Genomic DNA, 22,846 nt, shown 5'->3' on the forward strand with positions numbered 1-22,846 from the left:
CCATGAAAAGTCGACACAGAATGTCTGAAGGAGCGCGCCTGCAGCGACTGAGTTGCTGTGGCGAGCTTTTCGTGGCATTGCAACCGGAGCCCAACCAAGGCCCCGGTATACTGTTACGCAGTTCCTTCCAAAAAGTCCTTAGCAAAACGCTGCAACACCCCACCGGCCTCGTAAATCGACACTTCTTCAGCGGTATCCAACCGGCAACGCACCGGTACGTCAACCCTGTCGCCATTGGTGCGGTGGATCACCAGCGTTAGCGTCGCCCCTGGCGTGCGCTCACCGCGCACATCAAAGGTCTCGGTGCCGTCAATTTCAAGGGTGTTGCGGGTCGTGCCTGGCTCAAACTCCAGCGGCAGCACGCCCATACCAATCAAATTGGTACGGTGAATGCGCTCAAAGCCTTCGGCAGCAATGGCTTCCACCCCAGCCAACCGCACACCTTTGGCAGCCCAGTCACGCGACGAGCCCTGGCCGTAATCGGCACCGGCAATGATGATCAGCGGCTGCTTACGCTCCATGTAGGTCTCAATGGCTTCCCACATCCGGGTGACTTTGCCTTCCGGCTCAATCCGCGCCAGTGAGCCCTGCTTCACCTTGCCGTCTTCCACTACCATTTCGTTAAACAACTTGGGGTTGGCAAAGGTCGCACGCTGAGCGGTCAGGTGATCGCCGCGGTGGGTGGCGTAAGAGTTAAAGTCCTCCTCCGGCACCCCCATCTTGGCCAGGTACTCACCAGCAGCGCTGTCGAGCATAATGGCGTTCGATGGCGACAAATGATCGGTGGTGATGTTATCGCCCAGCACCGCCAAAGGCCGCATGCCGGATAAGCTGCGCTCACCTGCCAGCGCCCCTTCCCAATACGGTGGGCGGCGAATGTAGGTACTTTGCGGCCGCCAGTCGTACAAGGGGCTGATTTGCTCGCCGTAATCGACACTCACATCAAACATCGGCTCATAGACTTTGCGGAACTGCTCGGGTTTGACCGCCGCTTTGACCGCAGCATCAATCTCGGCATCGCTTGGCCAGATGTCTTTTAGCGTCACCGGCTTGCCTTCGCTGTCATGGCCCAGCACGTCTTTTTCAATATCAAACCGAATGGTACCGGCAATGGCGTAAGCTACTACCAGAGGTGGTGATGCCAAAAACGCCTGCTTGGCGTAAGGGTGAATCCGGCCATCGAAGTTGCGGTTGCCCGACAGCACGGCGGTGGCGTACAGATCGCGCTCGATCACTTCTTGCTGGATCACAGGATCTAAAGCGCCACTCATGCCGTTGCAGGTGGTGCAGGCAAAGCCAACAATGCCAAAGCCCTGCTGCTCCAGCTCGGGTAGCAAGCCGGCTTCTTCTAAGTACAGCTGCACCGCTTTGGAGCCAGGAGCCAGCGAGGTTTTAACCCAGGGCTTGCGGCTTAAGCCTTTTTGGTTCGCATTGCGGGCCAGCAAGCCGGCGGCAATCACATTGCGCGGGTTGCTGGTGTTGGTGCAGCTGGTAATGGCGGCAATAATCACAGCGCCATCCGGCATCTTGCCTTCTTCCAGCTGATAGCTAGCTGCAATGCCACGCGCCGCCAGATCGCTGGTGTTCAAACGGGCATGCGGGTTGGAAGGCCCGGCCATGGTGCGGCCGACGCTGGATAAATCAAAGCGCAGCACCCGCTCGTACTGAGCGGTTTTTAAACTGTCGGACCAAAGGCCTGTGGCTTTGGCGTAGGTTTCGACCAGCTTGACTTGCTCCGGCTCACGGCCGGTCAGCGTCAGGTAATCCAGCGTTTGCTGATCGATGGAGAACATCGCCGCGGTAGCACCGTACTCCGGCGTCATATTGGAAATGGTAGCCCTGTCGCCCAGACTCAGACTGTCGGCCCCTTCGCCAAAGAATTCCAGGTAGCTGGAGACCACTTTTTCTTTGCGCAAAAACTCGGTCAGTGCCAGCACCAGATCGGTCGCCATCACGCCAGGCTGGGCTTTGCCCACCAGCTCGACGCCAATAATATCCGGCAGCCGCATCCAGGAGGCCCGGCCCAGCATCACGCTTTCGGCTTCGAGACCACCCACACCAATGGCAATGACGCCAAGCGCATCGACATGAGGAGTATGGCTGTCGGTACCGACCAGCGTATCCGGGAAAGCCACGCCGTCTTTGGCGTGCACCACCGGCGACATCCGCTCCAGATTGATCTGGTGCATAATGCCGTTGCCTGGCGGAATTACATCGACGTTTTTAAAGGCTTTTTTGGTCCAGTTGATAAAGTGGAAGCGATCGTCGTTGCGCCGATCTTCAATGGCGCGGTTTTTGGCAAAAGCGTCTTTATCAAAACCGGCGTGCTCGACGGCCAGCGAGTGATCGACGATCAACTGGGTTGGCACCACAGGGTTTACTTTGGCCGGATCGCCGCCTTGCTCGGCAATGGCATCGCGCAGGCCGGCCAAATCGACCAGCGCAGTCTGACCTAAGATATCGTGGCAGACCACCCGGGCCGGAAACCAGGGGAAATCCAGCTCTTTTTTCCGTTCAATCAACTGGCGCAGCGCATCGGTCAGCATGGCCGGATCGCAGCGGCGCACCAGGTTTTCTGCCAACACCCGCGAGGTGTATGGCAGGGTATCGTAGGCACCGGGCTGAATGGCTTCAACCGCCGCTCGGGCGTCGAAGTAGTCCAGTTGGGTGCCTGGCAGTGGTTTACGGTAATTGGTATTCATCAGCATGCCCGGTCGTAGTGGGTGAAATTAGCTAGTTTTCATCCAGAAACGGGCTCCTGCCCTTATTCTGGAACGACAAATGAAAATTGCGATTTTCATTTGTCTCACATTTTCAATGCGTTATCACGCAATGAAAATGGCAGCGCATCCCTGCGCTGCGCTAGTACCCGCCTTTCTGGACGGGCACTAGCCAGCGAAGGGGCTGTCCTTGTCCTGGTCCTTCCCCTTCGCTGTGGTTTGCTTCAATGTTTATTGCCTTTAGTTAACGCTCAGCAATCGGCGGTACCGGCCGTGGTGCCGGGCCGGTGTAATCGGCGCTTGGGCGAATAATACGGTTGTTGGCACGTTGCTCTTTTACATGCGCCGTCCAGCCGCTGACCCGTGACATCACAAAAATCGGGGTAAACAGCTTGGTCGGGATGCCCATAAAATGATAGGCCGAGGCATGGAAGAAATCGGCGTTGCAGAACAATTTCTTCTCACGCCACATCACTTCTTCGCAGCGCACCGACACATCGTACAGACGGCTGTCGCCAAACTCAGCCGCCAGTTTTTCCGACCACTGCTTGATGATGGCATTGCGCGGATCTTTTTCACGGTAGACCGCATGGCCAAAGCCCATGATTTTTTCTTTGCGCTCCAGCATGCCCAGCAGGGTTTGCTCGGCTTCGTCCGGATTTCGCATGGTTTCAATCAGTTCCATCGCCGCTTCGTTGGCACCGCCGTGCAGTGGGCCGCGCAAAGAGCCAATGGCGCCGGTGACGCAGGAATGAATGTCCGACAAGGTCGAGGCACAAACACGAGCGGTAAAGGTCGAGGCATTGAACTCGTGCTCGGCGTACAGAATCAACGAGGCATGCATCACTTTTTCATGCAGCGGGCTTGGCTTTTTATCGTGCAGCATATGCAGGAAGTGAGCGCCGATGGAGTCGTCGTCGGTGTCGGTTTCTACCCGCACGCCATCGTGGCTGAAGCGGTACCAGTACACCACGATGGCTGGGAACAACGCCAGCATCCGCTCGATGTGCTGATCGGCCTCGCCAAAGTCCGCTTCGGTTTCCAGGTTGCCCAGCATAGAGCAGCCGGTACGCATCACATCCATCGGGTGGGCGCTGGCCGGAATGCGCTCCAGCACGTCTTTTAATGCCTGTGGCAGCTTACGCAGTTGCTTCAACCGGGCTTTGTATTCGGCCAGTTGGCCTGCATTTGGCAACTCGCCATGGGCCAGCAGGTACGCCACTTCCTCAAACTCGGCCACAGCAGCCAGCTCAGAGATATCGTAGCCATAGTAGGTTAAACCAGAGCCGGATTGACCGACTGTACAAAGTGCGGTTTGTCCTGCGACTTGTCCGCGCAGACCTGCGCCACCTAAAGCTTTATCGACCATGATTGTTGTCCTCTTGTTCTGTTGATTTAATAAGGTTCTGCTTTTTTAGTTGCTGCACTATCTAAGCTAGTCAAGATAGCTCGACAAGGCCGGCTGGCAATTCTGTTGGCACAGCCAGAGGATGTCTGACTGAGCGCTCGCGCGAAGGAGTTGCTATGGCGAGCACAACAGAGATTGGCAGACGGCCAATAACCCGGCAACTACTTCTTCTGGCTAAACAACTGATCCAGCTTTTCTTCAAAGCTGTGGTAATTCAGAAAATCGTACAGCTCCATCCGGGTTTGCATGTCGTCGATCACCGCTTTCTGATCGCCCTGCTGCAAAATGTTCTCGTACACTTTTAATGCTGCCTTGTTCATGGCCCTAAAGGCACTCAGTGGATACAGCACCATGGCCACGCCAACACTGGCCAGCTCGTCTTTGTTGAACAAGGGCGTTTGGCCAAACTCGGTAATGTTGGCCAGCACCGGCACATCCAGCGCCTTGGTAAAGGCCTGGTACTGCTCCAGCGTATGCACGGCTTCGGCAAAGATGGCATCGGCACCGGCGGCCTGGCAGGCCAGGGCCCGCTCAATGGCCGCATCCACGCCTTGCTGCGCTAACGCATCGGTGCGCGCCATAATAAAGAAGTGTTCATCAGTACGGGCATCGACCGCGGCTTTGACCCGGTCGACCATTTCGTCCAGCGACACGATTTCTTTGTTCGGCCGGTGGCCACAGCGCTTTTGCGCCACCTGATCTTCAATATGAAAACCAGCAGCGCCGGCACGGGTCATTTCTTTCACGGTACGGGCAATGTTAAAAGCGCCGCCCCAGCCGGTATCGGCATCGACCAGGAGTGGCACTTCGGTCGCGCCGGTGATGCGGCGGATGTCTTCACAGACATCGTTCAGGGAAGTCATGCCCAAATCCGGCAAGCCAAAGGAGGCATTGGCGACACCGGCACCGGATAAATACAAGGCTTTATGACCCACCCGCTCGGCCATCATGGCGGTGTAGGCATTGATGGTGCCGACCAGTTGCAAAGGTTGATGGTCGACAATGGCCTGACGCAGCCGGGCTCCGGCGCTAAAATGAGTGCTCATGCTTGATTCCCCGTTAGTTGCAATTCAATGTTTCGCCGTGACGCGCCTATGTGGCGGCGCATCAGTAAATCGGCCAGTTCACCATCGCGGTTGGCAATGGCATGGATGATGGCTTTGTGTTCATCAAAGGCCCGCGACACCCGCGGCCCGTTCATGCCTAACTGCACCCGGTACATCCGGACCAGAAAGTATAGCTCATCACATAAAATGTTGATTAAGTATGGATTTTTGCTGCCAAGAATAATGCGGTAATGAAAATCCAGATCGCCCGCTTCCTGGTAGTAGCTTTCCCCTTCGCGCACCCGCTGTGTGCTGAGGTGCTGGTCGAGCAAGGCGCGCACTTCGGCAATTTCGGCATCGGTCATTTGCTCGGCGGCAAGGCGGCAGGCCAGGCCTTCCAGCTCTTCACGCAATTGATAGAGCGAAATCAGCCCTTCTTTCGATAGCGTCACGACCCTGGCACCGGCATTGGGGATGCGCTCAATCAGATGGCAGCGCTCCAGTCGCGCCAGGGCTTCGCGCAGTGGTGCCCGGCTTAAATCAAAGCGCCGCGCCAGTTCAGGCTCGCTTATTTTGCTGCCGGCCGGGATATCCCCTTCCACAATGGCACGCTGTATTTCCAGCAGCACACGGTCGGCTGCTGTCACCGGCATCCGCCAGATTGGACTTTGCATTGTCATCAAATTGCCACACCACTCGCGCTAAATTGTCGACAGATAAAAACGATAATGCAGTTTTAGTGGCTATTGGACCGATTGTCAAGCAAAGCAACACAAAGATTGTCGACAATAACACCAAAGTTGTAGCCAGATCATGCCAGTTTCAGCTTTCTGCTGCTGACAGATGATCCCGCCATCCGTTTCAAGTACAATAACCGCCCTTTACTCTTTGGCGAACCGCACCATGTCCAATGCAAAAACCTACCCCATCGTCACCCTGGCTGCTGGCCGGGAAAAAGCATTAAAACGCCGTCATCCGTGGATCTTTTCCAAAGCCGTGCATGCAGTCAAAGGCACCCCCAATGCCGGTGATACCGTCGATGTGGTCAGTTTTGATCAGAAATGGCTGTGCCGGGCGGCCTATTCGCCAAAGTCGCAAATCCGCTTACGGGTCTGGACAGAGCAACAGAGTGAAGCCATTGACCAGGCATTTTTTGAAAAACGCATTCAGCGAGCGCAGGGCCTGAGAAGCCTCTGGTTTGCCGGTCAGGATACCACTGGCTACCGGCTGGTGGCGGCCGAGTCCGATGACCTGCCAGGCATTATTATTGACCGTTTTGCCGATGTGCTGGTCTGTCAGTTGCTGTCGGCTGGTGCCGAGGCCAATCGCAAGCATCTGCTGGCTGCGCTCAAAGCGCTCTACCCCAGTTGCAGCATCTACGATCGCTCCGATGTTGAGGTGCGCAAAAAAGAAGGGCTGGAACTCAAATCCGGCTGGCTGCATCAGCCACTGGCAAGCACCGAAGTGACCATTCGTGAGCATGGCATGCAGATATTGGTGGATGTGGCCGAGGGCCATAAAACCGGTTTTTACCTCGATCAGCGTGCCAATCGCCTGCGCCTGCGCCAACTGGCGGCCGGCAAAACCGTGCTGAACTGCTTTAGCTACACCGGTACTTTTGGTGTAGCAGCTCTGCTTGGTGGTGCCACAGAGGTAATCAACGTCGATGCCTCTGAAAGCGCCCTCGCCTTGTCTGAGCGTCAATTAGCATTAAATGGCCTGCAGCCAGAGCAAGCCAGCCATGTGAAACAGGATGTGTTTAAGCTGCTGCGCCAGTACAAAGAAGAAGGCAAGCAGTTTGATCTGCTGATTCTGGACCCGCCGAAATTTGCCGACAACAAAGGCCAGTTGATGGGCGCCTGTCGTGGTTACAAAGACATCAACCGGGTGGCAATGCAATTGGTAAAACCAGGCGGCTTGCTGCTGACCTTCTCCTGCTCTGGCCTGATGGAAGACAGCTTGTTCCAGAAAGTGGTGGCCGATGCAGCGCTGGACGCCGGCCGCGACTGCCTGTTTGTGGAGCGGATGCAGCAAGATGCCGATCACCCGGTCGCCAGCTTCTACCCGGAAGGTCATTACTTAAAAGGATTGATCTGCTACCTGCCTTAACTGCGTAACTGAACACCAACACCCGCTAATTCCACACAAACGGCGGGTGTTTGTTGCCATAGCCTTTTGGTATGCTGCCAACAGTTTTTCCGTTCATACACAGATAGGTATTTGCATGAAAACAATGCTTTGCTCTTTGCTGCTTGCGACCAGCCTTGGCGCCAGTGCCAACTGGCAGCTGGATAACAGTACGTCGCGGTTGGATTTTGTTTCGTTAAAAAATGATGTGGCCGCTGAAGTCCATCAATTCTCGCAGCTTAGCGGCAGCTGGCAAGCTGATGGCAGCTTGCAGATCGAGATTGCCGTCTCAAGCCTGCAAACCCATATCCCAATCCGCGATGATCGCATGTGGCAATATTTGTTGAAACTGGATGATTACCCACTGATTACCGCTACCGGTACTGTCAGCCCGGATGCCATCGCCGACTTAGCCATTGGCAGCAGCAAAACGGTGCGGGTACCCTTGCAACTGACCATCGTTGGTCAAACACAGCGGGTGCAAAGCGAAGTGCTGGTTACCCGGTTGGCTGAAAACAGCCTGCAAGTAAACACCCAGGCGCCTATTATGGTGAACGGGGATCAATTTGGTTTAACGGAAGGTTTAAACCGGCTGCGCGATCTGGCCGGGCTGCAAAATATCAACCCGATGGTGCCTGTGACCTTTACCGTACGGTTTGAAAAGTAACTGCGAATAAAACGAGCGCAACAACAGTGCAGCCCGGATCATACCTGGCTGCCTGGTTACACGCTAATTCATATCGATAAAAGCCAGTCCCAGCTGGTAACCATCCCCGCTTTCCTGGCCACAGCGCATCACTTTAGCGGTCGCATCCAGTGGCGGTATGCTGTTGTTGGCTGATTCTAAACGCACTCGAATTATGGTACCCATTTCCAGTGGTTCATTAATATCGACCGACATGCCGGAAGCGCTTAAATCCCGGCAAATACCATCAATGGTTCGGCCTGCTTCCGGATCATTGATCAGCAGTTGCACATCGGCATTAACCATCATACGGTAAAAATGGCGCTTATCACTTTGGTTTAACATCACTACTCCCCCAGCTTGTCCTTGCTTAATGTGTTTGTACCTGACGTACTAGTTATATAGCTTTCCCCCATGCCTGTAAAGGCAGGATTGAAAACGGTGGTAGATTTAGGCGTCAGGCTGCCGACGACTTCGCGTCACTGATGGCGTTGAGCACCCGCTTGAGCGAAATTGGATACGCCGTGCCCAGGGTTTGCGCGAACAGTGATACTTTTAACTCCTCTATCATCCAGCGGATCTCCGCCACAGGCTCAGGCAACACAGCAAGGGTTTTGTAATGGCCCAGCAAGGCCTGATAAGCTTCTTCGGCGCGCTGGTAATCGTGCATCATCAACCGGTCACGGTGCGGATCTATCGGTAGTTTCTCCAGTCGTTTTTCCATCGCTTTTAAATAGCGCAGTATATCCGCCAATCTGGCTGCGCCATGCTGGCTGACAAAGCCTTTAAACAGCAAGCTAGCCAGATGCTGTTTGACTTCCCCCTGCGCCTGAACATGGGCTAAATCCACCTTGCCCTTTAAGCGCTTTTGGATCTGGTGACCGAGCGACAAAATTTGCTCCACCTGCAAGGCGATGGCCAACACCCGCTCGTTCAGCTCGGCCCGCACCTGCTCTTTGATGGTTGTAAATTGCGCCTGGTTGTGTGGAAAGTCCTGCTCTGCCAGCATGGCATCCACCGCCGCCGCAATACAGTCGTCTATCAGCTCCAGCACCTTGCCAAAAGGATTAAAATAAAGCCCAAGCTTGGCCTTGTTCGGCAATGACTCTTGCAGGTATTTCACCGGCGACGGAATATTCAGCAATATCAAGCGGCGTAGACCAAGCAAGCTGGTTTGCCTGGCCAAAGCGGCATGGTCCAGCAGCTTAATGGCGACTGAGTCGCCCTCATCCACCAGCGCCGGATAGGCCTTGATCTCGTAACCCGCCTGCAGCTGCACATACTCACTGGGCAACTGACCAAAGCTCCAGTCGGTCAGCTGTTGCTGCTCGATATCCGGCTCTGCCACCTCGCTCAAGGTTTGCTGCACATCGCCCTGCAATTGCTGTTTTAACAAGGCCAGCGAACGTCCCTGCACCATCAGCTTGCCGCTGGCATCAACCACTTTAAAATTCATCTGCAAATGAGCCGGCAAACTGGCCAGGTCCCAGGCATCCTCCGGGATGGTGGTGCCGGACATCCGCCGTAACTGTGCGGTCACCGCCTCCAGCAGCTTGCCCTGACCAGGTTGCAGCACCTGCAACAGAGCATCGGCGTAATTGGGTGCCGGTACAAATTGGCGGCGGTAATTTTTCGGCAAGGATTTAATGAGCGCCACCAGCAACTCATGCAACAGGCCCGGGATCAGCCAGTCAAAGCCTTGATCCTTGATTTGATTCAGCAGCGCCAGCGGGATCACCAGACTAACCCCATCGTCCGGCTCGCCCGGTGCAAAGTGATAGCTTAGCGGCAGCTTCAGATTGCCCTGGCTCCATACATCCGGGAACTGTCCTTCGCCGATGTCATCGGCAGCGCGTTTTTTCAAGGCTTCGGGGTCAAAGTGCAAAAAGCGTTTGTCATCTTTGCGTTTTTGCTGCCACCATTTACTGAAATCAACGCGGTTATTGGCTTCCAGCGGCACCCGACTGGCGTAAAACTGCACCAAATCTTCTTCATCCACCAGAATATCACGGCGCCGGCTTTTATCTTCCAGCGCGATCACTTCATCCAGCAGCTTGCGATTGTGCGCCAAAAAAGCTTCCTGCTGTCCCAGCTCTTCATGCACCAGGGCTTCACGAATAAAGATCTGGTGGCAGGTCGCAGCATCGATGTTGCTGTACAGCACTGGCCGTTTGCCGACAATGATCACGCCATACAAACTGACTTGCTCAAAAGCAATAACAGCCCCGCGCTTCTTCTGCCAGTGCGGCTCGCTGTAGCTGCGGCTAACCAGGTGTTCGGCCAGCGGCTCCACCCAGTCCGGCTCTATTTTTGCCAGGCTGCGGGCATAGAGTTTGGAGGTTTCCACCCATTCGGACGCCATCACCCATTTGGGTTTGCGCTTAAATAAATGACTGCCTGGAAAGGCGTAAAAACGGGTTTGCCGCGGCCCCAGATAATCGGCTTCAGCATCTTTGCAGCCAATCTGGCCGAGCAAACCACTAAGCAGACTGCGGTGAATTTCGGCATAGCCTGCTGTGGCCTGATTGGCGCGAAAACCAAGCTCCTGCATCAGTTGCGTCAGCTGATACACCAGGTCCTGCCACTCCCGCACCCGCAGGTAGTTCAGCAACTCGGTTTTGCACAGTTTGCGAAACTGATTGTTGCTCAATTCCTCCTGCTGCTGTTGCAGGTACTGCCAGAGCTTGAGGTAACTGACAAAGTCCGAGTCCTGATCGGCAAAGCGGCTGTGCAGCTCATCGGCTTTTTGCTGTTTATCCAGCGGCCGCTCACGCGGGTCCTGAATCGAAAGCGCTGCTACGATCACCACCACTTCACTCAGCGCCTGCTGTTTTGGCGCTTCGAGCAGCATGCGGCCAAGCCGGGGATCAATCGGCAACCGTGCCAACTGACGGCCAAGCTCGGTCATTTGCAACTGACCGGCTTTGCGTTTGGTTTCAACCGCCCCCAGCTCTTCCAGCAATTTGATGCCATCGGTGACAAAACGGCTGTCGGGCCGCTGCAAAAACGGGAAGGCCTCGATGCTGCCAAGGCGTAAGGACAACATCTGCAAAATAACCGACGCTAAGTTGGTGCGCAGGATCTCCGGATCCGTGTACTCCGGCCGGTTTAAAAAGTCCTCTTCGCTGTAGAGCCGAATGCAAATACCAGCCGCAACCCGACCACAACGGCCCTTGCGCTGATTGGCGCTGGCCTGGCTGATTGGCTCAATCGGCAGCTGCTGCACTTTAGAGCGGTAACTGTAACGGGAAATACGGGCGGTACCGGGATCAATCACATAGCGGATCCCCGGCACCGTTAACGAGGTTTCGGCCACATTGGTGGCCAGCACAATGCGCCGGCCCGGGTGCGATTGAAACACCCGGTTTTGTTCGCTGGCGCTTAAACGCGAATACAGCGGCAGGATTTCGGTATGCGGCAATTTCAGCTTTTCCAGCGCATCGGCGATATCACGAATTTCCCGCTCGCCATTTAAAAACACCAGAATATCGCCCGGCGGCTCGCGGTACAGCTCCTCCACCGCATCGAACAGGTTTTGCAGCTGATCGCGATCTTTATCGTTCTGCTCGGCCGTTTCATCGAAAGGCCGGTAACGCACTTCCACCGGATAGGTGCGGCCCGAGACTTCAATCACCGGCGCATCGTTAAAGTGTTTGGAGAAACGCTGCGGATCGATGGTGGCCGACGTAATAATCACCTTCAAATCCGGCCGTTTTGGCAACAACTGTTTCAGGTACCCCAGCAAAAAATCGATGTTCAGGCTGCGTTCGTGCGCCTCATCAATAATCAGCGTATCGTACTGATTTAAGAAACGGTCCTGCTGCATTTCTGCCAACAGCACCCCATCGGTCATCAGTTTAATCCGGGTCTGCTCGGAAGTATGATCGCCAAAACGAATTTTAAAACCGACTTCTTTACCAGGCTCTACCCCCAGCTCTTCAGCAATGCGATTGCTAACGCTGCGTGCAGCCAAACGCCGTGGTTGGGTGTGGCCAATCATGCCGGCAACACCGCGCCCCAGCTCCAGGCAAATTTTCGGCAACTGGGTGGTCTTGCCCGAGCCGGTTTCACCGGCAATCACCACCAACTGGTGCTTAGCAATGGCCGCTTTGATGTCGTCTTTTTTTGCCACCACCGGCAGCTCGGCCGGATAGTTCAGTTGCAAGGCCTGGCTGGCTCGTTGCTGGCGCAGGGCAACCGAGCGCTCAAGATCCTGTGCTATCGTGGCGAGAGCTTTATTACGCTTTGCCTCATCGCTGATTTTTTTCAGGCCATGCAGGCGCTTTTGCAAACGGAACTGATCTCTTTGCATGGCGAGACAAAGCTGTCGCTGCAACTCGTGGAGCGACTGTGGATTCGGTATGGACTTGGGTTCAGACAAAAAAACGCCCTCAGCAGAATAAGGGCGTTATGCTAGCAAGAAGCGCAAAGCGCTGCAATCAAACGGCTTTGCGATAATGGGAATTCATTTCCTTATCGATGGCGGCCAGCACATGGCTGCGGCTGATGATCCCAAGCAACTGGTTGTTGTCGTCCACCACCGGATACAACTTGGGTTTTAGCTTTAGCATGGTTTGCGCCAAATCGATGATGCCATCGTACGCTTTGACCGACAACACCTCGGTTTGCATAATATCGCGCACATGCGCCACCTGCTGGTCGTGGTAGGTGGATTTTAGCATCAAAGCCAGGCAATCCTGCTCGGATAAAAAGCCAATCACTTTATTGTGTTCGTCCACCACAGGGCCACCGGTCTGATTGCTGATGGTGAGCCGATCGGCTGCCAGCTCCACCGTCATATCTGCGGTAAAGGTTACCGGATGGTTGTTCATGTAATCGCCTACTTTCAGTAAGTCCATGTTTCCTCCTGAAGACATATTGCTTGCTTTAAGCCTAGCTGAAACTGGCAAAACTGCCGGATTTTAGTCAGCAAAAAACCACTGACTGCTGACTTTTTAGCCAGTTACTCGTCGGCAAAAATAGCCGTCAAGGCCGGTTGATTGCTGCCAATCTTGCCGCGGTACATGCCGGGGGTATTAAAAGACCAGCTAAGCTCTCCTTTGGCATCCACCACAATAACACCACCGGTGCCACCGACTGGCAGCAATACATCCTGAATTACCGCATCAGCTGCGGTTTTAGCCGAAACGCCCTGATACTTCACCCGGGCACAGATATCGGAAGCGACTTGATAACGAATAAAGTACTCACCATGACCGGTGGCAGAAACGGCGCAGCTGCTGTTGTCGGCGTAGTTGCCAGCACCAATAATGGGCGAGTCGCCGATCCGGCCATAACGTTTGCCGGTCATGCCACCGGTCGAGGTCGCCGCGGCCAGATTGCCCTGGCGATCAATAGCCACAGCGCCAACCGTGCCCATTTGCCAGTTCGGATCACGCACCACGTTAGCCTGGTGCGGCACCGCGCCTTCAGCCGCTTTCATGCGCTTGAGCGCTTCATGGCGAAACTCGGTGTTAAAGTAACTGTTATCGACCTGCTCCAGGCCCTTCTCTGCAGCAAACTGCTCGGCACCGGCGCCGGATAACATCACATGCACCGACTCCGTCATCACCTTGTGTGCCAGCAAAATAGGGTTCTTGACGGTACTGACCCCAGCCACCGCACCGGCATTCAAGGTGGCCCCATCCATAATGGACGCATCCAGTTCGTGGCGTTCATCCCAGGTATAGACAGCCCCTTTGCCAGCATTGAATAACGGATTGTCTTCTAAAATAGTGACCGCCTTGATGGCAGCATCTAGGCTGGAGCCACCGGCTTGCAAAATAGCATAGCCCTGCTCCAGCGCCAGTCGCAGGCCGTCATGATAGGCTTGTTCCTGCTCGGGCGATAAGTTCGCCCGCTCTATGGTGCCGGCCCCACCGTGGATCACTAAACCAATCGGAGATTCTGCCCCGACTGCAACTGTGGCAACTAATCCGGTAGTTACAGCGGCTAACAATGTCTTGCGCATCTTGGATGTCCTGTTGAAATGGGATCTTGTGCTTTACTTGTAACCTATCTGGCCCAGGCTGACAAATTTGTGCGGTTGTCGGCAACTGATTTGCGGTAGATCAACTTCTTGCATGCACCAAAGCGCTACCATGGCTTTGTTCCTTGTAACACCCAGACACCAACCTTGTCTGCTGACATTTTTAGCGCCGCTTGCCGGCGCTTTTTTTTGTCTGTCAGCCAAGCAAAACAGCAACACAATCATTAAAAAAAGCGGCTGAAACTAAAAAACAACTGAAAACCGCGGCGCCGATCCGTCAATGGGCTGTCGGCTATCGCATCATCGTACCAGCGATGATCCAGACCTAACCGGGTCATGCCTCCCCAAAAAATGGGAGTGGCTACCGACACACCAGCCCCGGGGTTCCAGGCACTGCCCGCCTGGTAAGCCGGCCGGTTGCTGGTAACTTCCTCCGGCCGGACGCCATAGTAATAATTCACCAGCCGGGCGTTGCTGTAATCCAAACTGAGATGCGGCTCAACAAAAACCGGGCCAAAGCGATGCTGGTAACCAATGCGATTGCGCACTTCATAGCCATCGGAGTTACCAAGCACATCGTGCAGCCAGGATGTTTCCAGCCGGATATTCTGCCAGTCATACCGCAGGCCAACACCCGCATCCATTGAGGTTTTGCGTTTTTGCATGCCTTCAAAGACCGGGCTTTTTGAAGCATCGGTACCGGCAAAGCGTGGGGCCAGCCGCGCCGTTAGTGTCAAACCGTCCTGCTGCAGCAACTCATAACTGATAAAAGGCCCATACACCGATAAGCGATCGCCCCGGTAGCCAACCACCGGTATAGGTACTGTCCGCCTGCGGTAATCCTGATACAGCTCCTGATTAACTCCAACGCCAACTCCGTAAATAAAACCTCGCGGCTCAGGCCGGACCGTCTCGTTATCAGCATTGGCAGATGGCTGCCAAAACAAGCTCACAGCGATGAAGGTAGTGCAAAGGGTGTAGCGGTATCTCATAAACGCCTCTCGTTACAGCACAGTCGGGTTGAATTGCCAGATGCTCCAGGTAAGTACCGTTGCAAAACTTACCCAACACAAATAGGGTACCAAAAGCAGAGCCGCCAGATTGCTGTGCCGTTTAAACCATAGCAGAGTGAGCAGGATCGCCAGCCAAAGCAATACAATCTCAGCCAGTGCTGCTGCTCCCAGGTACCAGGCAAAAAACAGCCAGCTCCAGAGCGCATTCAGCACCAGCTGAATACCATACAACTGCAATGCTCTACCCGTGATGGCGATACGGTCACTGCGCCAAACCAGCCAGGCAGCCAGCGCCATCAGGGTGTACAGCACCGTCCAGACAGGACCAAATAACCAGCCGGGTGGTGCCCAGCTCGGCAGCTCCAGTTGCAGGTAAAACGCTGGCGCATTGATAGAGCCCAGGCTTCCCAGCGCTGCGGCCAAAAAAGTAATCAGCAGGATAGCCAGCAAGCCACTGCATTGCTGTAACTTTGTGTAAGGAGATTGTCGGACCATCACCACACCATGGTATTTAAGTTATTGTTTCATCATAGCGTTACGCTCAGAATCGCAGTTCGATCACTTCATCGTACTGCAGCTTTCCGTTATGCTATGACTCTGGTAATCGATAGCGAGTGCGTTATGCAAACAGCTTTACCCTTTTCACAGGCCTGTGAAAACAACAAGGGGCCTATTCTACAGATCCTGCGCCATGCCTTTGCCCATCGCCAGCAGGTGTTGGAGATTGGCAGTGGTACCGGGCAACACGCCGAATACTTTGCCCATGAGCTGCCGCACTTGCATTGGCAGTGCAGCGATCAACCGGCCTATTTACCGGATCTGAATCGGCGCTTGCAGCAGGTGAAACGTCCTAATCTGCCTTCGGCAGTTGCACTGGATATTCGGGAAAACAGCTGGCCTTATGCCAAAGTGGATGCGATCTTTAGTGCCAATACGCTGCACATTATGAGCTGGGCTGTGGTGCAGCGGTTGTTTGCCCGGCTGGATGAGTTCTGCCTGCCAGCTGCCAGCCTCTGCATTTATGGCCCCTTTAATTACCAGGGCCAATTTACCAGTGCCAGCAATCAGGCCTTTGATCAAAGCCTGCGACTACGCGACCCTGTCATGGGCATTCGTGATCAGGAAGCCGTGCTTGCATTGGCCGCTCAGGCCGGTTTTGTGTTGCAAGCAGATCATGCGATGCCGGCCAATAACCGCTTGCTGCACTTTCAGCGTTAAGACAAAGGCTCTGAGTGTGCCGGCTGGCGAAATGGTAAACGCGCCTGCGCCTGGCGTTGATAAAGTGCCAGCATATCCTCTTCGCCTTCAAAATAGCGGCCTATCGCATCTTTTAGCGGGCTATCCCGAAAGTGATAGCAACCATAACGCGTAACCGGCTCAAAGCCGCGTTGCAGCTTGTGTTCACCCTGAGCACCAGCATCAAAGCGCTGTAAACCCTGCTCGATGCAATAGGCAATGCCGGCATAATAGCAGGCTTCAAAGTGCAGAAAATCCCATTCGGCTTCACAGCCCCAGTAACGGCCATACAGGGTGTCCGCTGAGCGGAAACACAAGGAAGCGGCTATCAGTTGCTGCTGCTGGTAGGCGGCAAAAATCACGATGCTATCGGCCAGTTGCTGGCCCCATTCGTGAAAGGTAGCTTCGGTCAGATAACCGGCATGGCCAGAGCGCTTTAAGTAGGTGCGTTGATAAAAGTGATACAATTGCTGCCAGAGCGCCGCATCGGCATCGCAGCCATGCACCACACTAAGAGCAACACCGGCGTCTTGCACCCGCTGACGCTCCTTACGAATTTGTTTGCGCTTGCGTGAGCTTAAACTTGCCAGAAAATCATCAAAAAACGCGTAACCATAATTACGCCATTCAAACTGCACATCCTGCCGTGGCCAGTAGCCGGCAGCCGTTAGGTGCTCGCGCTGCGCTTCATTGGGGTACAAACACTGAATGCTGCTCAGGCGCTGTTTTTTCATGCGCTGCTGCAAGGCATCCAGCATCAGCGTCATCAGCTCGGCCTCATCTTCACCCGCTAACACACCAAAACGCGGCCCTTCGGCCGGGGTAAAAGGAATGGCCAGCACCAGCTTGGGGAAAAAATCCAGGCCATAGCGCTGATAGGCTTCAACAATGGCCCAGTCAAACAGGTATTCGCCATAGGAGTGTTGCTTCAGATAGGCCGGCACGGCTGCAACTAATTGCTCACCTTGCCAGATGGTCAGATGACTGGCCTGCCAGCCAGTACCTGGCCCAACACTGCCGCCACTTTCCAGCGCCTGCAAAAAATCATACCGGGTAAAGGGGTAATCCGTTGAAAACAAAGCATTCCAGCTATCGGCTGATACCGATTGCAAGGAGTCGATCCATTCAATCCGTCTACTGGCGGTCATTGGCTATCCTCTGCAAAGCCTGCCACAGCTGGCGTAACGACCAGCCCGAGTAGGTTATGCGTAACTTTAATGCGCAGTATTTTTGCCATACTGGCGCAGTCTGGCGCTTCGGTCAAGCAGCAAAAAACAGGTCTGGCTTTGCATCCGCTTTTGTCTATCGGTCTGTCATGCTGTTACACTAGCAGCAGAAAAAAATCGCCAGCCCAAAGCTGCCAGCCAAGAGCCATGATTGCTTATGTCTTTTTATTTCTACGATTTTGAAACCTGGGGTGCCGATCCCAAACGTGACCGCCCGGCCCAGTTTGCCGGTATTCGCACCGATGACGAGCTCACTATTGTTGGCAAACCGGATGTCTGGTATTGCCAGTTGGCTCCCGACTACCTGCCGCACCCACAAGCAGCCCTGATCACCGGCCTGACCCCGCAGCTGTGCCAACAACGCGGACTGCCGGAAACCGAGTTTATCGGTAAAATCCTGGAACGTTTCAGTGAGCCGGATAGCTGCGTGCTTGGTTACAACAGCATTCGCTTTGATGATGAAGTGACCCGTCACAGTCTGTACCGCAATTTTTATGAGCCTTATGGCCGTGAGTGGCAACAGGGCAACAGCCGCTGGGATTTGCTGGATGTGGTGCGGGCCTGTTATGCACTCCGCCCGGAGGGTATTGAGTGGCCGTTAAAAGACGACGGTACGCCCAGCTTTAAACTGGAAGACTTGGCCAAAGCCAATCAGCTGGCCCATGAACAGGCGCACGATGCGCTGTCCGACGTCTATGCCACCATAGCGCTGGCAAAACTTGTGCGTGACAAACAGCCGCGTTTGTTTCAGTTCTTGTTTGAGCACCGAAAAAAACAGGCCCTTAGCAAATACATCAATCTGGCCAATCAAACCCCTTTGGTGCATGTGTCCGGTAAATTCCCGGCCAGTCAGGGCTGTGTCAGTTGGGTGGTGCCATTGGCGTTTCATCCAACCAACAAGAATGCACTGATTGTCTGGAACCTGCAGGCCGACCCAACGCCTTTACTGGCGCTTGATATCGACCAATTGCGCGAGAAGCTTTATACCAAAAGCGCTGATTTAGCCGAAGGCGAAGAGCGGCTGGGCCTGAAACTAATTCACCTGAACAAATGCCCGGTGCTGGCACCGGCGAAAACCTTATCGGAACAGCGGGCCGATGCTCTGGGTATTGATCGCAGCAAATGCCGGGCACATTTAAATTGGTTGCTGGCCAACCCGGAGGTGCAGCAACAAGCACAGCAGGTGTTTGCCCAAGCCGAAGCATTCCCAGTAGAAACCAACCCGGATTATCAGCTCTATCAGGGATTTTTGGCCGATGGCGATAAGCAAAAAATGATGGCGTTGCACCAGCTCAGCCCGCAGCAGTTGGAAGTGCAGACGCCAGTTTTTAGTGACGAACGTTTGAATCAACTGCTGTTTCGCTACCGGGCACGTAACTACCCCGCTAGTTTGAATGAACAGGACATGCTCAAATGGCAACAGTATTGCGTGGATCGCTTAACCGATGGGCTGGATGATCCGCCACTGACACTGGAGGCTTTTCATCAGCAACTGGAGCTGGCGGCGCAGCAACATCAACACGATGAGCGGGCAATGCGTATCCTGAAAGCGCTGTACCATTATGCCGAGCAGCTCTGAGCACGAGCGGCTCTTGCTTTCGATTATGAAGTCCGTATACTGAAGCCAACTTGTCGGAGTGCTCCACTGGTTGTATTACAACCAAAGGAGCTGAGATCGCTGATGCGAGATCCGTGGAACCTGATTCAGGCTAATACCTGCGAAGGGAACAAGATGCACTGCACCATCCTGCTTGTTGGGATCCCTGCTGCAGCGCCTGGTGTATCTGGCTGTATCTCAGCCTGCTGCCCCACCTTTGTTCACCCACTCCAGACAAGCAACCTCAACCGATATCGGAACCCAGGAGCTTGCTATGTCAGAGAATTCAACCCCAGTATCCAAACGCGAACAACGCGCCCGCGCCCAGGCTTATATTCGTCAGCTGCAGGGCGAAACCTTTCCCAACTCAGTACGGCGGTATTTACAAGGCGAGCGCCCGGATATCCAGGTGCCGGTCCGTTCTATCCAATTGCATCCGACCAAACACAAAGACGGCAGTTTAAGCGATAACCCGCCACTGAATGTGTACGACAGTTCCGGTCCTTATGGCGATCCGGAACAAAAACTCGATGTGCTAAAGGGCCTGCCAAAGCTAAGGCTGGCGTGGATCACAGCGCGTGCAGATGTGGAAGCCTCCCCGCTGCCACCTTACCAGGAAATCGCGCTGGATGAATGGCACACCGAATTTTCGCACCAGCCACTGCGCGCTAAAGCCGGTAAAACAGTGACCCAACTGCACTACGCCAGAGCCGGTATTATCACGCCGGAGATGGAGTTTATTGCCTTGCGCGAGAACATGGGCCGCTCAGAACAAGCGCAGGATGATGGCATGCGCCGGCACAGCGGCAACAGTTTTGGCGCCCGCACGCCCAAGGTGATTACCGCCGAATTTGTCCGGGAAGAAGTAGCTGCTGGTCGAGCTATTATTCCGGCCAATATCAACCATCCGGAAGCCGAGCCGATGATCATTGGCCGCAACTTCAAAGTGAAAGTCAACGCCAACATCGGCAACTCCTCGGTCACCTCCAGCATTGAAGAGGAAGTGGAAAAACTGGTCTGGGCCACCCGCTGGGGCGCCGATACCGTGATGGATCTCTCCACCGGCCGACGCATTCACCAAACCCGCGACTGGATTTTGCGCAACAGCCCGGTGCCCATTGGCACAGTGCCGATTTATCAGGCGTTGGAAAAAGTCAAAGGCGATGTCAGTCAACTAAGCTGGCAGGTGTTTAAAGACACCCTGCTGGAGCAAGCCGAACAAGGGGTGGATTACTTCACCATTCATGCCGGTGTTCTGCAGGAGTACGTTGGGCTAACCGCCAACCGGGTGACAGGCATCGTCTCGCGCGGTGGCGCCATCATGGCGCAGTGGTGCCGCATCTTTAACCGGCAAAGCTTTTTGTACGAGCACTTCGAAGAGATCTGCCAGCTGTGCGCGGCCTACGATATTTCGTTATCACTTGGCGATGGCCTACGCCCTGGCAGCATTGCCGATGCCAACGACGAAGCCCAGTTTGCCGAGCTTCGCACCCTGGGTGAGCTGACAAAAATCGCCTGGCGCTACGATGTGCAGGTAATGATTGAAGGCCCGGGCCATGTGCCGATGCAGCTGATTGAAGAAAACATGACCGAGCAGCTTAAGCACTGCCATGAAGCCCCTTTTTACACCTTAGGACCGCTGACCACCGACATAGCCCCGGGCTACGATCACATCACCTCCGGCATCGGTGCTGCGATGATTGGCTGGTATGGCTGCGCCATGCTCTGTTATGTCACCCCCAAAGAACACCTGGGCTTGCCGAACAAAGAAGACGTCAAGCAAGGCTTAATTGCCTACACCATTGCTGCCCATGCCGCTGACTTGGCCAAGGGTCACCCGGCGGCGCAACTGCGGGATAATGCCCTATCCAAGGCCCGTTACGAATTTCGCTGGGTCGATCAATACAACCTGGCACTGGATCCCTTCACGGCCAAAGCCTACCACGATGAAACACTGGGGCACGAAGGAGCGGACAGCGAAGAATTTTGCTCAATGTGCGGTCCTAAGTTCTGCTCAATGCGACTGAATCAACAAATCGCAGAAGAGTCCGCAAGTCAAAGCAGCACCACGGAGTTGGCCGATGCAAGCAGCTAATACTTCGTTAGCCAGTCCTCTGCCGGTAGCAGCACTGCAGCCGGCGAAACCCCTGGTCTGGAGCATTGCTGCTTCAGACTCCGGGGGGGGCGCAGGTATTCAGGCCGATGTGCTGACCTTGCAGGACCTTGGCTGTCATGCCTGCACCGCAATCACCGCCATCACAGCGCAGAACTCGCTTGGTGTGCAGGCGCTGGAGCCTGTTTCAAATAAGCTGTTCCAAGCTCAGTTGGACGCCTTGAAAAGTGACTTACCAGCGCGAGCGATTAAAATAGGTTTGCTGCCAACAGCTGAAATGATTTGGCAGCTGGCCGACTGGCTGCAGCAGTACAAACAGCAACATCAGGCACTGGTGGTGGCCGATCCTGTACTTGGCAGCAGCAGTGGCCAACACTGGCACAGTGAAGCGCTGCTGGATGCCTGGCGTGCCTTGCTGCCTCACATTGATGTGCTCACCCCCAACCTGCCGGAGCTTGGCTTACTCAGTGGCCGACCAACGCAGGCTATTGATCAGCAGGTGGCATTGCTGCAGGCGCTTGGCGCTTCAGCTGTACTGGTAAAAGGTGGCCATATCAGCCAGATCCGGGATGTCACAGACCTGCTTTATCAGCAAGACAAGCTGGTTGCTCTTGCCTGTGAACGGTTGCAGACGCCGCATCAACATGGCACCGGTTGCACTCTGTCCAGTGCCCTAACTGCCCTGCTGGCGCATGGTTATCCGCTGGAAGATGCACTGGTGTTGGCTCGGGCCTACCTGCAGGCGGCACTGGAGCAGGGCTATGCAACAGGGGCAGGCCCTGGCTCTCTGGCGCATCCGGGCTGGCCAACAAGTCGGCAGTATCTGCCACGAATTAGCAGTGCCAACTGGCCAAAAACACCAACAGCACCTTTTGCCGGCATCAGTGAGCCGCTGGGCGTCTACCCGGTGGTCGACTCCATCGCCCTGCTGCAGCAACTGTTACCGGAGCAACCTGGCTGCATTCAATTACGGCTGAAACAAGGCAGCCCTGCTGATTTGCATGCTCAGATTGCCGAAGCCGTGATGCTATGCCGCAGATATCAGGTACGGCTTTTTATCAATGACCACTGGCAATTGGCCATTGAACTTGGCGCTTACGGCGTGCATTTAGGCCAGGAAGATTTGGCTCTGGCCGATTTAACGGCGATCCAGCAAGCTGGCCTTCGGTTGGGTATTTCCAGCCACGGCCCCTTTGAACTGGCCAGAGCCCTGCAATTACGCCCTTCCTATGTTGCATTGGGCCATGTGTTCCCCACCCAAACCAAGCAGATGCCATCGCAGCCCCAAGGGCTCAAAAGGTTGGCTCTGTCAGTACCGCTCTGTGCCGGTACCCCGACGGTGGCGATTGGCGGCATCGATCAGCACAGCTTTGCACAAACCTGCGCCAGCAAAGTGCATGGTATTGCCATGGTCAGTGCTATTACCAAAGCGACGCAACCAGCTCAACGCTTGCGCTTTTTTAATAAGCTATGGGAGCAGCACTATGCGTATCACCCTTAATCAACAACCACAGCAACTTGCTGAACCCTGTACTTTGCAACAGCTGGTTGAGCAGCTGCAACTTAACCCGAATGGGCTGGCACTGGCCATTAATCAGACCGTGATCAGTAAACGGGAGTGGGCTCGCACTACTTTACAGCCGGACGATCAGGTCGCGGCTTTTCAAATCGTCACCGGAGGTTAAA

At 54.8% G+C, this 22,846-nt stretch carries 18 protein-coding genes and 1 riboswitch; of the genes, 7 read left to right on the top strand and 11 right to left on the bottom strand.

The features are described 5' to 3' along the window. Window positions 1–113: 113 nt before the first annotated feature. From acnD to ABC502_RS10130, 4 genes are all read right to left on the bottom strand, one after another. Window positions 114–2,702, bottom strand: a complete 2,589-nt coding sequence (gene acnD / locus ABC502_RS10115; protein ID WP_345915817.1) for a Fe/S-dependent 2-methylisocitrate dehydratase AcnD — start codon at window positions 2,700–2,702, stop codon at window positions 114–116. Window positions 2,703–2,964: 262 nt separating this feature from the next. Then, window positions 2,965–4,089, bottom strand: coding sequence for a 2-methylcitrate synthase (gene prpC / locus ABC502_RS10120; RefSeq protein WP_345915818.1), 1,125 nt, complete (start codon window positions 4,087–4,089; stop codon window positions 2,965–2,967). A gap of 200 nt (window positions 4,090–4,289) precedes the next feature. Next, complete coding sequence (prpB, locus tag ABC502_RS10125) at window positions 4,290–5,174, bottom strand: methylisocitrate lyase (protein ID WP_345915820.1); 885 nt, start codon at window positions 5,172–5,174, stop codon at window positions 4,290–4,292. After that, window positions 5,171–5,854 carry a GntR family transcriptional regulator gene (locus ABC502_RS10130; protein WP_330088882.1) on the bottom strand — a complete coding sequence of 228 codons (684 nt, stop codon included), beginning with the start codon at window positions 5,852–5,854 and terminating at the stop codon, window positions 5,171–5,173. The genes prpB and ABC502_RS10130 overlap by 4 nt, the downstream gene beginning before the upstream one ends. Window positions 5,855–6,077: 223 nt before the next feature. On the opposite strand from ABC502_RS10130, the gene ABC502_RS10135 reads away from it, so the two are divergent. Beyond that, window positions 6,078–7,283, top strand: coding sequence for a class I SAM-dependent methyltransferase (locus ABC502_RS10135; RefSeq protein ID WP_330088883.1), 1,206 nt, complete (start codon window positions 6,078–6,080; stop codon window positions 7,281–7,283). 115 nt (window positions 7,284–7,398) lie between these two features. Continuing rightward, on the top strand, window positions 7,399–7,968 hold the full coding sequence (locus tag ABC502_RS10140) for a YceI family protein (protein ID WP_330088884.1): 570 nt from the start codon (window positions 7,399–7,401) through the stop codon (window positions 7,966–7,968). 63 nt (window positions 7,969–8,031) lie between these two features. Here the strand turns inward: ABC502_RS10140 and ABC502_RS10145 are convergent, their stop codons facing one another. The 6 genes from ABC502_RS10145 to ABC502_RS10170 all read right to left on the bottom strand — a co-directional run bounded on the left by ABC502_RS10145 (window position 8,032) and on the right by ABC502_RS10170 (window position 15,483). Further along, window positions 8,032–8,331 carry a PilZ domain-containing protein gene (locus ABC502_RS10145; protein WP_330088885.1) on the bottom strand — a complete coding sequence of 100 codons (300 nt, stop codon included), beginning with the start codon at window positions 8,329–8,331 and terminating at the stop codon, window positions 8,032–8,034. A 112-nt stretch (window positions 8,332–8,443) separates the two neighbouring features. Further along, on the bottom strand, window positions 8,444–12,349 hold the full coding sequence (hrpA, locus tag ABC502_RS10150) for an ATP-dependent RNA helicase HrpA (RefSeq protein ID WP_345915977.1): 3,906 nt from the start codon (window positions 12,347–12,349) through the stop codon (window positions 8,444–8,446). A gap of 76 nt (window positions 12,350–12,425) precedes the next feature. Continuing rightward, complete coding sequence (locus ABC502_RS10155) at window positions 12,426–12,845, bottom strand: CBS domain-containing protein (RefSeq protein WP_330088886.1); 420 nt, start codon at window positions 12,843–12,845, stop codon at window positions 12,426–12,428. 104 nt (window positions 12,846–12,949) lie between these two features. Then, entirely contained in the window at window positions 12,950–13,957 is a 1,008-nt protein-coding gene (locus tag ABC502_RS10160) for an isoaspartyl peptidase/L-asparaginase (RefSeq protein WP_330088887.1), read from the bottom strand. Window positions 13,958–14,199: 242 nt separating this feature from the next. Further along, window positions 14,200–14,967, bottom strand: coding sequence for a MipA/OmpV family protein (locus ABC502_RS10165; RefSeq protein ID WP_345915824.1), 768 nt, complete (start codon window positions 14,965–14,967; stop codon window positions 14,200–14,202). Window positions 14,968–14,979: 12 nt separating this feature from the next. Continuing rightward, the gene (locus ABC502_RS10170; protein ID WP_345915825.1) at window positions 14,980–15,483 is read right to left on the bottom strand and encodes a TspO/MBR family protein; all 504 of its coding nucleotides are present in this window, start codon (window positions 15,481–15,483) and stop codon (window positions 14,980–14,982) included. Window positions 15,484–15,609: 126 nt separating this feature from the next. Here ABC502_RS10170 and ABC502_RS10175 point away from each other — a divergent pair, with 126 nt between their 5' ends. After that, complete coding sequence (locus ABC502_RS10175; RefSeq protein WP_345915826.1) at window positions 15,610–16,206, top strand: DUF938 domain-containing protein; 597 nt, start codon at window positions 15,610–15,612, stop codon at window positions 16,204–16,206. Here ABC502_RS10175 and ABC502_RS10180 read toward each other — a convergent pair. Further along, window positions 16,203–17,372 (bottom strand): GNAT family N-acetyltransferase, encoded by a 1,170-nt coding sequence (locus ABC502_RS10180; protein WP_345915827.1) that lies wholly within the window; start codon window positions 17,370–17,372, stop codon window positions 16,203–16,205. The genes ABC502_RS10175 and ABC502_RS10180 overlap by 4 nt on opposite strands. 235 nt (window positions 17,373–17,607) lie before the next feature. Between ABC502_RS10180 and sbcB the strand changes: the two genes are divergently transcribed. The 4 genes from sbcB (at window position 17,608) to thiS (ending at window position 22,845) form a co-directional block, all read left to right on the top strand. Continuing rightward, window positions 17,608–19,029 (top strand): exodeoxyribonuclease I, encoded by a 1,422-nt coding sequence (gene sbcB / locus ABC502_RS10185; protein WP_345915828.1) that lies wholly within the window; start codon window positions 17,608–17,610, stop codon window positions 19,027–19,029. 44 nt (window positions 19,030–19,073) lie between these two features. Further along, window positions 19,074–19,194: riboswitch (TPP riboswitch) on the top strand. A 127-nt stretch (window positions 19,195–19,321) separates the two neighbouring features. Beyond that, on the top strand, window positions 19,322–21,142 hold the full coding sequence (gene thiC / locus ABC502_RS10190) for a phosphomethylpyrimidine synthase ThiC (RefSeq protein WP_345915829.1): 1,821 nt from the start codon (window positions 19,322–19,324) through the stop codon (window positions 21,140–21,142). Next, complete coding sequence (thiE, locus tag ABC502_RS10195; RefSeq protein WP_345915830.1) at window positions 21,129–22,661, top strand: thiamine phosphate synthase; 1,533 nt, start codon at window positions 21,129–21,131, stop codon at window positions 22,659–22,661. The genes thiC and thiE overlap by 14 nt, the downstream gene beginning before the upstream one ends. Then, window positions 22,645–22,845, top strand: a complete 201-nt coding sequence (gene thiS / locus ABC502_RS10200) for a sulfur carrier protein ThiS (protein WP_345915831.1) — start codon at window positions 22,645–22,647, stop codon at window positions 22,843–22,845. Before thiE ends, thiS begins: the two co-directional genes overlap by 17 nt. The last annotated feature ends 1 nt before the right edge of the window (window position 22,846 follow it).

Origin of the sequence: Alkalimonas sp. NCh-2 (assembly GCF_039631345.1) — a bacterium.
Classification (GTDB): Bacteria; Pseudomonadota; Gammaproteobacteria; order Enterobacterales; family Alteromonadaceae; genus Alkalimonas; species Alkalimonas mucilaginosa.